The organism is Nocardioides jishulii, from assembly GCF_006007965.1.
In the GTDB taxonomy this organism is placed as follows: domain Bacteria; phylum Actinomycetota; class Actinomycetes; order Propionibacteriales; family Nocardioidaceae; genus Nocardioides; species Nocardioides jishulii.
On the sequence record NZ_CP040748.1, the window covers coordinates 944,890 to 956,843 of the forward strand.

9 protein-coding genes are annotated in these 11,954 nt (G+C 69.5%); 1 reads left to right on the plus strand and 8 read right to left on the minus strand.

Annotation, left to right across the window (positions count from 1 at the left end):
• Window positions 1-336: 336 nt before the first annotated feature.
• The 6 genes from FCL41_RS04535 to glsA form a co-directional block, all read right to left on the minus strand.
• Complete coding sequence (locus tag FCL41_RS04535; protein ID WP_137066204.1) at window positions 337-558, minus strand: hypothetical protein; 222 nt, start codon at window positions 556-558, stop codon at window positions 337-339.
• An 81-nt stretch (window positions 559-639) separates the two neighbouring features.
• Window positions 640-1,350, minus strand: coding sequence for a hypothetical protein (locus tag FCL41_RS04540; RefSeq protein ID WP_137066205.1), 711 nt, complete (start codon window positions 1,348-1,350; stop codon window positions 640-642).
• Between the two features lie 41 nt (window positions 1,351-1,391).
• Window positions 1,392-3,215, minus strand: coding sequence for a substrate-binding and vWA domain-containing protein (locus FCL41_RS04545; RefSeq protein WP_212723154.1), 1,824 nt, complete (start codon window positions 3,213-3,215; stop codon window positions 1,392-1,394).
• Window positions 3,216-3,738: 523 nt separating this feature from the next.
• Window positions 3,739-5,790, minus strand: a complete 2,052-nt coding sequence (locus FCL41_RS04550; RefSeq protein WP_137066209.1) for a hypothetical protein — start codon at window positions 5,788-5,790, stop codon at window positions 3,739-3,741.
• A gap of 176 nt (window positions 5,791-5,966) precedes the next feature.
• Window positions 5,967-6,815 (minus strand): SDR family NAD(P)-dependent oxidoreductase, encoded by an 849-nt coding sequence (locus tag FCL41_RS04555; RefSeq protein WP_137066210.1) that lies wholly within the window; start codon window positions 6,813-6,815, stop codon window positions 5,967-5,969.
• A gap of 3 nt (window positions 6,816-6,818) precedes the next feature.
• Window positions 6,819-7,817, minus strand: coding sequence for a glutaminase A (glsA, locus tag FCL41_RS04560; protein WP_137066212.1), 999 nt, complete (start codon window positions 7,815-7,817; stop codon window positions 6,819-6,821).
• 169 nt (window positions 7,818-7,986) lie between these two features.
• Between glsA and FCL41_RS04565 the strand changes: the two genes are divergently transcribed.
• Window positions 7,987-9,501: a DUF4389 domain-containing protein gene (locus FCL41_RS04565; RefSeq protein WP_137066213.1), complete on the plus strand. Its 1,515-nt coding sequence runs from the start codon at window positions 7,987-7,989 to the stop codon at window positions 9,499-9,501.
• Between the two features lie 4 nt (window positions 9,502-9,505).
• Here the strand turns inward: FCL41_RS04565 and FCL41_RS04570 are convergent, their stop codons facing one another.
• A complete protein-coding gene (locus FCL41_RS04570; protein ID WP_175422342.1) occupies window positions 9,506-10,408 on the minus strand; it encodes a class C sortase in 903 nt (300 codons plus the stop codon).
• A 14-nt stretch (window positions 10,409-10,422) separates the two neighbouring features.
• The gene (locus FCL41_RS04575) at window positions 10,423-11,943 is read right to left on the minus strand and encodes a SpaH/EbpB family LPXTG-anchored major pilin (RefSeq protein ID WP_212723155.1); all 1,521 of its coding nucleotides are present in this window, start codon (window positions 11,941-11,943) and stop codon (window positions 10,423-10,425) included.
• Between the last annotated feature and the right edge of the window lie 11 nt (window positions 11,944-11,954).

Genomic DNA, 11,954 nt, shown 5'->3' on the forward strand with positions numbered 1-11,954 from the left:
GGTGCCCTGGGGTGCGCCTGGTCCCTCAAGGAGCTTGCCCCTGATGACCAACCGTCTTCGTCGCGTACTCACTGCTGTCGTCGCGGTCTGCACACTTCTCGTCATCGCTGTTGCAGCCGGGGGGGCTTCTCCCGTTGGACCCGGGACCGAAGAAGGAGCAGGAGCACGAGCCCGTTCTGTACGGCAGGCCGACCGGGTCGATGTGCCACAAGCCGCGCGGCGCGCCGGACCGCACGGGGAACTCCCCGCAGGGTGTGAAGAGGGCGGCAGTCGGCGGGTTCAACCAGATCGACCTCGACCTGAACATGACGAAGGACGGCCACCAGAAACGGCCGTTCAGCGCCTGTTGCGGGGATGCTGGCGAGCCACCCGCTCGTTGCCGTGCCGGTAGTTCCCGGTCCACCGGGCCATGACCAGCTGGGGATCGTCCTCGACCTCGGCGAGGAACTCCGCGGCGCGGCCGCCTCGCAGCTTCGCCGCCACCCGGCCGTGGTGCGTGATGACCACGCTGCCGTCGGCGCGGCGGACGTACTCGAATCCCTCGGGAGAACCACCCACGTGCTGGATGCTAGTCCTTCGCCTGGCCATGACGCACAGGCTGTGAGGGACCGTCTTGGCTGACGTCACGCCCCACCCGGGTCAGGAAAGCTCGGGCGTCTCCGCAGCCTCGAGCTCGGCGAACGCTCCGCGCAGGGAATCGATCGAGCTGGCCACCTCGTCGAGGTTCGTCGAGTCGGCGACGACACCGGAGGTGGACACGGTCGCGGACAGCTCCAGCAGCTTCGTGTACACCTCCGCCACCTCAGCCACAGCGTGACGGAGCCGGTTGAGGACGTCGTCGCGGCGCTCACTCATGCGGGCGACGGAGGAGCCGACCTCGTTGTGCCGATTCGACCACTGCGCGGACACGGCCCGGCTGCGGGAGAGGGCGTCGTCGAGCAGGTCGACGGCCAGGGCCGCACGCACGGCACCGTCGTGAGCGTTCTCCGCAGCGACGAGCGCCTCGATCGCCTGGCTGGTCACGCCTTCGGCCATCTTGGAGCTTCGCAAGCCGCGCAGGTCAGCGATGTAGCCGTCGAGCGCGCCGACGAGATGGTTCTGCTCCGTGCCACGCCGCAGCTGGGGCAGGTCCTTGCCGCGGGTCAGCTCCTCTGGTCCGTAACCCCCGGACAGGGCCGCGGTCACGGCGCCTGCACCCCACATGAGGGCAGCGACACCGGTCGCTACGAGGATCGGGATCCCCAGCGCCCACGCCACGCCGCCCCCCAGACCGCTGGCCAGCAGGACCCACGGTTCGCGGGCACCGTGGAGAACCAGCCGGGCCATGGTGGGCCGTCCGGGGTTGTTCATGAGCGGGTTCCTTCCCTCGTGCTCAACGTCTGCCTCACGCGTCAGAAGTTGGAGAGGACGTCGATGAAGACCTTGTTGATCTTGGAGGCGTCGCGGCTGTCGTACGCGGCTGCCGACGAGGCCTCGGAGATCTGCTTGAGGGTGTCGAGGTCGGCGCCGTCGCCGTAGGCGATGGAGAAGACGCGCAACGCGTTCTCGCTCGAGCCGCCACCCAGGTCTTCCAGCAGGGAGTCGAGGTCGTTGTCGCTCATGTCCTCGTTGCGACCGTCGGTGAGGACGACGACGGCACAGATGTAGCCGTCGGCGCACTCCGACTTCATGGTCGCGGCAGCGGCGCGGGTGGCGGCGTACAGCGGAGTGCCGCTCAACGGGATGAGGCCGTTGAGGGTCGTGGTGAGCTTCTTCGAGTTCGCCTGGTCCAGCTTCGACAGCGGCATGAGCTCGGAGTAGAAGTCGGTCTCTCCGCCGGCCATCCCGGTGGTGAAGGCCCACAGGCCGACCTCGTCGTGGGCGGTGAACTGGTCGAGGGCACCGGCGGCGGCCTCCTTCGCCAGCTCCAGCTTCGACTTGCCCCGGTGGCCGGAGTCGTCGCCCATGGAGCCGGAGACGTCCATCAGCATGAGGACGCGGGCGGGCTTGCGGACCTCGGCCCACGTGGAGCGGACACCGTTGAGGACGGAGGCGGACGGGGCGTTGATGACGGACTTGACCTTGGCGGCACTGAGGTTGGAGTCGTCCTTGATGGCCTTGCCGGCCGCACCGTCGTGGGCGCGGAACCCAGCGTCGGTGAACGTCTTCTGGGACGCTGGCGTCTTCATGAACTCCTCGATGTCGGCCGCGCCCTTCTTCTGCGTCTCGCTCACCCAGTCCGCGTCGAGAACGACGTAGGGGCTGTCGGAGACGAGGGTGCCCTCCTTCGGGTAGATCGCGACGAGCGGCACCTGCGGCTTCCTCGCATCCTTGAGGGTCGTCGGGTCGCCGGTCGGGTTGCCGAGGTTGTAGTCGATGACTGACTTCTCCTCCACGGCGACCGCCGACACGTACGTCATGCCCTTGCCGGACCTGTCGGCCTTCGCGAGGTTGGACAGGAACGTGAGGGTGGTGTCGCCGTAGTGGACGACAGCCGACTCGACGTCTTGCACGTACTTCAGGACCTTCTTGTCCGTCAGGTCCTTGGCGGTCAGGTCAGAAGCGCGGCCGGTGGAGGCGTAGAACGCGCCGACCGTGGCGGCCAGGCCGGACGTGGAGATGTTCGGGTTGGTCTTGCCGAGGGTGAACTTGCCCCACTCGGGGTGACCGACCGAGCCCCACCCAGCAGGGTTGGTGGCGAGCTGGTGGACGTCGCCCCAACCGAGCTGCTTCTTCGGCCAGCCGAGCGCCTCCGCCATCGGCTTCGGCATGGCGAGCACGAGCGGGGACGTGACGATCGAGCTCGACTTCTCCGGCAGGATGTTCGGCTTGTCGGCGGCCATGAGGTCCTGCTTCAGCATGCCGACCCAGGTGGAGGCGGCCGGCGACCACACGGTCGGCTTCGCCCCGTGGACCTTCTCGTCCCACCCCTCGGCGAGGGCAGTCTGGGCGGATCCGGACGCGACCGTGGTCACGACGGCTTCGAAGCACGTGCCGTCGACCTTGCGTCCGGCGGAGTTGTACTGGTCCGCGATCTCACCCATCAGGCCGGCCTTCTCGCTGGAGGCGGCGATGACGACGGACTCGCATCCCTCGGAGGACCGAGACGCGGTGGTCTTGCCTTCAGTCTCGAGGGTCTCGTCGCTGCCGCCGCCGGTGGCGAGCTTGATGCCGCCGATCGCGAGGACTCCGACGACGGCGGCCGCGATGAGCGGCGCCTTCTTCGAGCTGGCCATGAACTCTCCTGGGTGGTGTCGCATCCGCTCTCGTGGAGTGGACGGTTGGCTTTCGGCGCTCGACCCAGCGTGCGGTCGAGGCGGGCGGGCGCATTCGGCTCGCGGTGCGCCCCGGTCGCCCTCAGGGGCGCGAGTCCATGGTGGTGCACAGAAGGTGCCCGGCGCGTCGGTTTGCGCGGAGTCGTCGCGGTTGCCTCCGCGACGAGAATCCGCGAATGCCTGGGGGGCGGCGACACTTTTCCTACCCTTTCGTGGGTACAGGGCCTCCGGATCGCGAGGGACACATGAAGCACCACCGCGCCCAGGTGTTCGCCGGCAACGCCAAGGTGTACGTCTACAACAACAAGCCCTTCAGGCGCACGAAGTCCTACCGCACGGCCCAGCGTCAGGCGAAGTACGCCGACCGTGGCCTGTGGGGCCACTGCTGGACGACTGCCCGCGGCGCAGGCAGTCGTCCAGCAGTTGACTCTCGGCACACGAACCGACGGGGCACCGTGGTTCGGTCAGTGGACGCGAGCAGACGTCAGGGCCTGAACGTCTTGTCCGGGCTCGTCACGGTGCCGTGGGGCGTCGTCAGGGTGACCGAGTAGTGATAGGTCGTCCCTGCCTTCAGGCTGCTGAGCGTGTCCCCGATGACCGCGGTGTACAGGCCGTTGGACTGCTTGGTGCCCGCCACCGTCCTGGTCACCGTCTGTGCGTAGGACGAGGTCGTCCCGTAGCGGATCGTCTGCGTGGCCGAGGGCGCGGTGAAGAACTTCGACATCCCCATCACCGTCACGGAGCCGGCACCCAGGGGGACCGTCCCGACGGTTTCGATCGTCGGCGGACCCGCGACCGTGAAGGTCTGGTCGGGGCTCGAGACGGACCCGAACGATGTCGTGACGGTGACCGAGTAGTGGTAGACGCCCGGGGCGAGCCCGCTGATCACGCCGCCGACGGACGCAGTGTGGTCCCCGTTGATGTCGGACTGCACCGTGACGGGCTGGCTCAGCGTCGTGGTCCCGTAGCTCGAGGTCGGGCCGTAGCGCACAGTCTGGGTGCCCGAGGTCGCGGTGAACAGCCTGGCCTTGCCGAAGAGCAGCACCGCCCCGTCCCCGTGGGGCCCCGCCTTGAGGTTCGCGATGGCGGGCGGTCCCGGGACCGCCGCTGCGCCGGGCGCCGTGAACGTCTGGTTGGCGCTGGAGACGGAACCGAATGGCGTCGTGACCGTGACCGAGTAGTGGTACGTGGCGCCGGGAGTGAGCCCGGTCAGGGTCTCGCCGACCGCGGCCTGGTAGGTGCCGTCCCCCTGATGGGCGCCGGTGATCGACCTGGCCGCCGTCGTCTTCCCGTACGAGGCCGTGGTCCCGTAGCGGATCGACAGGGTGGCTCTGCTCGCGGCGGAGAGCTCGGCGGTCCCGGTGATCCTGGCCGAACCGCTGGCGACGCGAGCCACCTGCAACGCCTCGACCGTCGGCGGACGGCCGACCTCGATGACGGCCCCCTGCTCGGTGGCGGCGCCCACGCTCAGCGTGAAGCCGTCGGGGGAGGTCCAGACCTCGCCGCCGCCGAGGGTCGCGGTGGCGACCGACGGCTGGGTGCCGGGCGTCGGGTCGATCAGCATGGCCGCGTCCGAATGCGCACCGAGACCGGTGAAGCGCACCTGTACGCCTGCGTACCCGGCAGGTCGCATCTTCGAGTCGTAGCCGACCTTCTGCCGGTACTCGACCCAGTAGGTCCGGCCTCCTGCGCTCACCTTCGCCGCCCTGACGCCGGACGTCTGGCTCGCCATGGGACGGAGGGTGACGACGCCCCCCTTGGTGAGGTCGACCTGACGACCGTTGCCCAACCACCCCAGCTTGTCCTTCTGCGGTGCGCTGTAGTGGGGCGTCTCGTCGGCCCGACCCATGGTGTCGTAGTCGTCGCCGTAGCCCTTGTAGGTGCACGAGTCGTCGATGGCGCCGGTGCACAGCAGCGCGTCGCTGTGGCCGAGACCGTACGCGTGGCCCAGTTCGTGGGCGACGACGGGCAGGTCCATCTGTCCGTTGAGCCAGACGCCGTTGGCGCTGCCCCACCCGGGATAGCTGCTGCAGTCGCCGGACGTCACCTTCGGGAAGTAGACGACGAAGCTCTGGAAGCTCGCCAGGTCCTTGCCCTGCGCCTGGGCCGCGGCCTTCGCCTGGGTCAGGATGCTCTTGCCGTCGCTGTAGCACTTGCCCGCAGCGGGGCCCTGGATCTTGAGCCAGTCGGTGACCTCGCCGCTGATCCCCAGCGCACCGTAGGACACCTCCCGGAACCACGAGTTGGCCTCGGTGAACACCTTCTCGGCCTGCTCCTTGGTCAGTGAGTCGGGCTGAGTCCAGTGGGCGCGCAGCACGAGGGTCTTCGTCGTGCCCGTCGTGGGCAGCGCGCCGGAGGTGGTGCTCGCGCTCGGAGCGGCGGCCGCCACCGGGGCGACGGTCGGGACCGGGGCGGTGGTCGGGAGCGGCACGGCGGCCGAGGCGCTCGCGAGCGTGGTCCCGGCGAGGGCGGAGAGGACGAGCAGGGCCACGGCGGGCGCGACCCGCCAACGGCCCCGGCGGAGTGTGTTCTTCATGGGCTTCCTCAGAGGCCAGGCGTAGGGGGCGCCGGCCAAGGTCTCGAGCAGGATGGGCGTGAGCGGTGCGGGGGCCGTCCCTCACGATGTCGGGACCGCACCGAGCCCGTCCAGACCCATCCACCATGCGGGAACCCGTCCTGGGTGGAGCGCCTCGCGCTATGGCTGTCGCCGGGTCAGAGGCCGCTGGGGCCCTCCGGGTCCACCCCGACCATGCGGGCGGACTCCTCCCAGAGCCGGGTGGCGAGCGCGGCGCCGTCGGCCTGACGGCTCGACCTGGCGGGCCTCTTCTTCTCGTAGTAGACGCCTGGTTCCCAGTCGGTGCCGGGGGCACCCTTCGCGAGCCAGACCAGCTGCTCGGCTCCCTTGTCGGGCGAGATCGTGACGAGGTTCTTCACGATCGGCGTGTGGTAGACGAACCGCAGGAAGGTGCCGGTGTCGTTGGCGAAGTTGGTACCGACCACGCCGGGATGGAACGCCGCAGCGGCGAGGCCGTGGGTGGCGTACCGGCGGTGCAGCTCGCGGGTGAAGAGGATGTTGGCGAGCTTGCCGTTGCCGTACGCCTGGTGCGGCGAGTAGTCGCGCTCGTTCTGCAGGTCGTCGAGGGAGAAGGCGCTGAAGGCCCGCGCCGCCTGGCTGGACGTCTGGATGACGTGGGCCTGGCTGGAGACCAGCTTGGGCAGCAGTAGGTGGGTCAGCAGGAACCCGCCGAGGTGGTTGACCTGGAAGGTCTTCTCGAAGCCGTCGACGGTCAGCGTGCGGGCGCCCATGATGCCGCCGGCGTTGTTGGCGAGCACGTCGATGCGCGGATAGTCGTAGAGCTCGGCCGCGAGCCGGCGCACCTGGTCGAGCTCGGCGTAGTCGGCGACGTGGAAGGGGGCGTCGAGCTCCCGGGCCACCGCCTCGGTCTTGCCCGGGTCGCGACCCACGAGGACGACGTGCTCGCCCCGGGACTTCAGCCGGCGTGCTGCCGCGGTGCCGATGCCGTCGCTGGCGCCGGTGATGACGATGGTCCTGGTGGTCATGGATCAGTCCTCGGGGACGTAGGAGTCGGAGGCGAAGATGTTGAGGCCGAGAGCTCGGGACAGGTGCGCGGTGAACTGCTCACTCCGGACACTGTTGCCGGCGCTGTCCAGCCGCGGGGAGAACGCGCCGATGCCGCCCTTGCCGGGCGCGATGGTCACGATCCCGCCGGAGACGCCCGACTTGCCGGGCAGGCCAATGCGGAAGAGCCACTCGCCGGAGCGCTCGTACATGCCGGTCGTGGCCAGCAGTGCGAGGGTGTCGCGGCTGACCTCCGCCGACACCACCCGCTCGCCGGTGACCGGGTTGGTGCCGCCGTCGGCGAGGGTGGCGCCCATGACGGCGAGGTCGTGCGCGCTCACCCGCAACGAGCACTGCTTGGTGAAGAGCTCGGCCGTGTCCATCGGGTCGTCCAGGCGCCCGTGGCTCTCGAGCAGGAGGGCGATCGCCCGGTTGCGCTGGTTGGTCGCCTGCTCGGAACGGTGGACCTCCTCGTCGAAGTCGAGGGGCCGACCGGCGAAGGCCGAGAGGCCGGTCCGGATGGCGTGCCACTGTTCGTCCGGGGTCTCACCGGGCACGAGCGAGGTGGTGGCCAGGGCTCCGGCGTTGACCATCGGGTTGAGGGGGTGGCCGTCGTTGAGCTCGAGCGCCATGACGGAGTGGAAGGGAAGTCCGGTGTTGTTGACCCCCACCCGCTCGCGGACGACCTCGTGGCCCCGGGCCTGACTGACGAGGGCATAGACGAACGCCTTGGAGATCGACTGGATCGTGAACTCGACGTCGGCGTCACCCGCCTCGTGGATGCTGCCGTCGACCCCGGCCAGGCAGACGCCGAAGAGCTCGGGATCGGCCTCGGCCAGGGAAGGGATGTGGTCGGCGAGGTCACCGCCCTCGACGTTCCGGCTCTCCTCGTACGCCGCCGCCACGGCCTCGTCGACCTCGTCGCGGCCGGGGAGGAGCCCGGTGGCCACGCGCTGCTTGCTCTCGTCGCTCCCTGGGGTCATGCCCCCATCCTGCCGACCGGGTGGGCGCGCACGGTGGCGACACCCGACCAGCGTCCGCGTCCGGGACCTTGGCCTCCGGAACACGTGTCGATGGCCTCCTGGCCGTGCCACCGCCTGCCGCGAACGCTGGACTCAGACACTCCTGCCCCCACGAGGCCTCGAGGACATCATGACCACGGACCCACGCACCGCGACCTACCCCCTGCGTCTCGAAGGGATCTTGGACGAGCGGACGAGCAGGGCGCTCTGGCTGGTGAAGTGGCTCCTGCTGATCCCGCACTACGTCGTGCTCTTCTTCCTGTGGCTGACGTTCAGCGTGTTCACCGTCATGGCCTTCTTCGCGATCCTCGTGACGGGGCGTTATCCGCGTGCCCTCTTCGACTTCAACGTCGGGGTGCTCAGGTGGTCCTGGCGCGTGGGCTTCTACGGGTACTCGGCGTTGGCGACCGACCGCTACCCGCCGTTCTCGCTGCGCGACGACGCCAGCTATCCCGCGCGTCTGGTGCTGCAACGACCCGAGCACCTCTCCCGCGGTCTCGTCCTGGTCAAGTGGTGGTTGCTCGCGATCCCGCACTACCTGGTGGTCGGACTCTTCGTCGGCGTCGGGAGCTACTCGACCAACAGTGACGTTCCGTGGACTCCCCAGGCCGGACTCATCTGGCTCCTGGCCCTGGTGGCTGCCGTGGTCCTGCTCTTCCGGCGTCGTTACCCCCCACGGATCTTCGACTTCGTCATGGGCCTGAACCGGTGGGTCTACCGGCTCGCTGCCTACGTCATGCTCATGACCGACCGTTACCCCCCGTTCGCCCTCGACCAGGGCGGTGCTGAGCCCGGGCCAGAGCACGTGGCCGACACGGGCACAGCGGCGGCAGGCACAGCGGCGGCAGGCACGGCGGTGGCAGGCACGGCGGCCGCCGGGCCGGAGGGCGTGACGGGAGAGTCGAACCCTCAGCCGTCCCCCAGCTCTCAGCCGGTCGAAGGGGAGCACGCCGGAGAGAGGACGAAGGACTGGACTGCCGGCAAGGTGGCCTCGGCGGTCATCGGCTCAGTCGCCGTCGTCACCAGCCTGGCCCTCTTCCTCGGCGGAACCGCCCTGGCGGCCGTCGACGTGGCCCTCGAGGACGACGACGGGTTCCTGATGAGCGACGACAAGGCGCTCACCAGCTCGGCCGCCGCGATCACCTCCGAGAACCTCGACCTGGGCGACGGGCCCGAGAGCTTCCTCCCGGAGACGATCCTGGGGGAGACGAAGCTCGAGGTGCGCTCGCTGACGGGCAACGAGGTCTTCGTCGGGGTGGGACCCACCGACGCCGTTCGGCGCTACCTGGCCGACGTCCCTCACGACACCTTCATCGACCTGCACGACGGGAGACCGGTCTACCGCCACCACCCCGGGACCTTCCTCCCCGCTCCGCCGCAGTCGCAGGACTTCTGGGACGCCGCAGTCAGCGGGTCGGGACCGCTCGACCTGACGTGGAAACCGTCCGGCGGTGACTGGACCTTCGTGGTCATGAACGCCGACACCAGGCCGGCGATCGCGGTGGACGCGTCGGTCGGGGCGAAGCTGCCGATCCTGGCAACGATCGGCGCTTCGCTCTACGCAGCGGCAGCGGTCTGCCTGCTCCTCGGAATCATCCTCATCGCGATACCCCTCGTGCTCCTCTCGCGGAGAAGGCGTACCTGACGGCTCACCCGGACTGGTGCTGACGCCGGCGTGTGACGAGGAGGTACGCGACGGCGAGGAGGAGGGCAGCCACGGCGCCCACGGCCCAGAACGGGAAGCCCGCCTCAGCCACGGGGGCGCGCAGCTCCTCGGTGTCGGCCACCGGTGTGTCCACCCGTTCACCGGTGACGAGGATGCGGTGGCTGTTGACGCCCAGAGGCGTGCAGGTGACGAGCGTGACCAGGTCCTTGCCCCTTTCAGGTCGCAGCTCGTCGGTGTCGTCGGGCTCCACGACCCGGGCCTCGCGCACCTCGTACGTCAGCACCTCGCCGAGTACCTCGAGCGAGAACCGGTCGCCGGGTTCCACCTGCCCCAGGTCGTCGAACATCTGGCCCTCGGGCAGCCCGCGGTGTGCGGCGATCACGGCATGGGTCCCCGGCCCTCCGACCGGCAGGTGTGACCCTTCCAGGTGTCCCGCGCCGCGCCGCAGCGTCTCGTCCCCGGTCCCGTGGAAGACGGGGAGGTCGACGTCGATCGACGGGATCCGGACGTGACCCATGACGCCCGTCCCGGTGGGGTCGAGAAGGGTGTCGTAGTCGAGCGACGGGTCACTGCTGACGCCGTTGCCCTGCGGCTTGCGGGCGTCCGCGTCGAGGAGCGCGCCGGCGCTGAGTGCGTCGTTGTACGTCTTCGCCCGCCGCAGCTGCCGTGCCAGGTCAGCAGGGTCGGCGTCGACCACGGCGGCGTGGTACTCCTCGATCACCGCGGCCTGGTTGACGGCGGTGAACCAGCTGGCCGCGCTCGGGTAGAGCAGCAGACCGCTCCCGGCCAGGATCAGGACGGCGACGAGCAGGCGCGAGAAGAGCGAGTCCTGCACCCTCCCCCGACGAGGCGGAGGAGGGTGCGGGACACCGTGTGTGGTGCTCACCAGGTCGAGGTGGTTCAGACCTGGCTCTCGCGGCGACGGTTCCTGAGCATCACGGCGAGCGCGAGGCCCAGGAGTGCCAGTCCGCCGATCACCAGGAGCGCGCTGCCCTGACCACCGGTGAGGGGGATCCCGGGGACTCGCTGCTGCGCGTTCTCGATGGTGACGTCGACGTCGGCGGTCGCACCCGTCTTGACGGCCACGGGCGTGAGGGCCGCGTCACCGCTCGGGGTGGCGAAGCCAGCAGGTGCCTGCACCTCCTTGAGGACGTAGCAACGCTGGCCCGCGTCGACCTTCTCGTTGACGCTGTCGCTCACGAACAGCCCGGCGATCTGGATCCGACCGTCGGCGCCGGAGGTGAACTGCGTGGCGCCGTTGACCGCCAGGGGAGAGCCGACGGGCTTGGCGGCCGAGCACTGGTCGGCGTACGGCGTGTCGGCGGCGTACACCTCGAAGACCGCTCCCTCCAGACCGGTGCCCGGGTTCGACGCGTCGGTCTTGTGGAGGACGAGGTCACCCCAGTGGGTGCTGACCTCGTTGGTGGTGAGCCCCTTCTGCTCGTCGGGGTCGTTGACGAACACGTCCGCCTCGTTCTTCAGGACACCGTCGCCGAGGCGCGCGATGGTGCCGACGAAGTCGACCACGACGTGCTTCCCGCCCTGGCTCTTGAGCCAGGCCAGACCGGCCTCGGTGAACTCCACGCGCACCGTGTGCCCGGTGACAACCACGTCGTAGTAGGCCTTGTCGACGGCCGCACCCTCCACGGTGACGGTGCCGACGCCCACCTTGTCGAGCCGGTCGTCCAGGGTGTCGCGGACCACGTAGTTCTCGAACGACGTGCCCGGGGCGAGACTCGGGATCTTGGCCGAGACCGGGAAGGTCACCACGCTGCCGAGCCCGAGCGAGCCCGCGGGCTGCTGCTCGACGGACTTCGAGACGCTGGCGAGCGCGTTCTTCGGGTAGACGTTCACGTCGTACAGCCAGCCGTCCTCCCACGGGAACGGGATGGTCACGACGAAGGGCGCGGCCTGCTGCACGACGTCGGCCGGGGCGTCACTCTCCACGACGACGTAGGCGCCGATGGTGTCCACCTCGAGAGTGGCCTCGCCCTGGGCGTCGGTGGTGGCGCTGTCCACGGCGCCACCCACCGTCCACGGCCCGGAAGGAGCTCCAGGTCCTCCGGTCAAGGTGGTGCCGTCAGCTGACACCTTGAGGTCCTCGAGGTGGTCCCAGGTGGAGGGGACCGTCAGGTCGACGGGCTTTCCGTCGGCGTCCAGGATCTGGTACGCCGTGAACTTCACCCCCGACACGGGCGGGGTGGGAATGGGCGTTCCGTTGCCGTCCGGGTCCTGCACCGCGTCGGTGCCGACCTGGTTCTCGTGCTTGTGCACGACGATGGTGCCCGAGGCGTTCTCGTCGATGTTGCCGTAGCTGGGGGCGGCGTGAGCTGGCGTGAGGGCCAGCGCACCGAGCGCGAGCGCGCCGGCGCCGAGAACTGACAGGAGGCGCGTAGCACGATTCCTGCCCAGTGGTGACATGTGCTTCCTTC

Bases quoted from the DNA above. Each gene is read 5' to 3' on its own strand.
- FCL41_RS04540 (WP_137066205.1), bottom strand. From the start codon at position 1,350: ATGAACAACCCCGGACGGCCCACCATGGCCCGGCTGGTTCTCCACGGT.
- FCL41_RS04545 (WP_212723154.1), bottom strand. From the start codon at position 3,215: ATGGCCAGCTCGAAGAAGGCGCCGCTCATCGCGGCCGCCGTCGTCGGA.
- FCL41_RS04550 (WP_137066209.1), bottom strand. From the start codon at position 5,790: ATGAAGAACACACTCCGCCGGGGCCGTTGGCGGGTCGCGCCCGCCGTG.
- FCL41_RS04555 (WP_137066210.1), bottom strand. From the start codon at position 6,815: ATGACCACCAGGACCATCGTCATCACCGGCGCCAGCGACGGCATCGGC.
- glsA (WP_137066212.1), bottom strand. From the start codon at position 7,817: ATGACCCCAGGGAGCGACGAGAGCAAGCAGCGCGTGGCCACCGGGCTC.
- FCL41_RS04565 (WP_137066213.1), top strand. From the start codon at position 7,987: ATGACCACGGACCCACGCACCGCGACCTACCCCCTGCGTCTCGAAGGG.
- FCL41_RS04575 (WP_212723155.1), bottom strand. From the start codon at position 11,943: ATGTCACCACTGGGCAGGAATCGTGCTACGCGCCTCCTGTCAGTTCTC.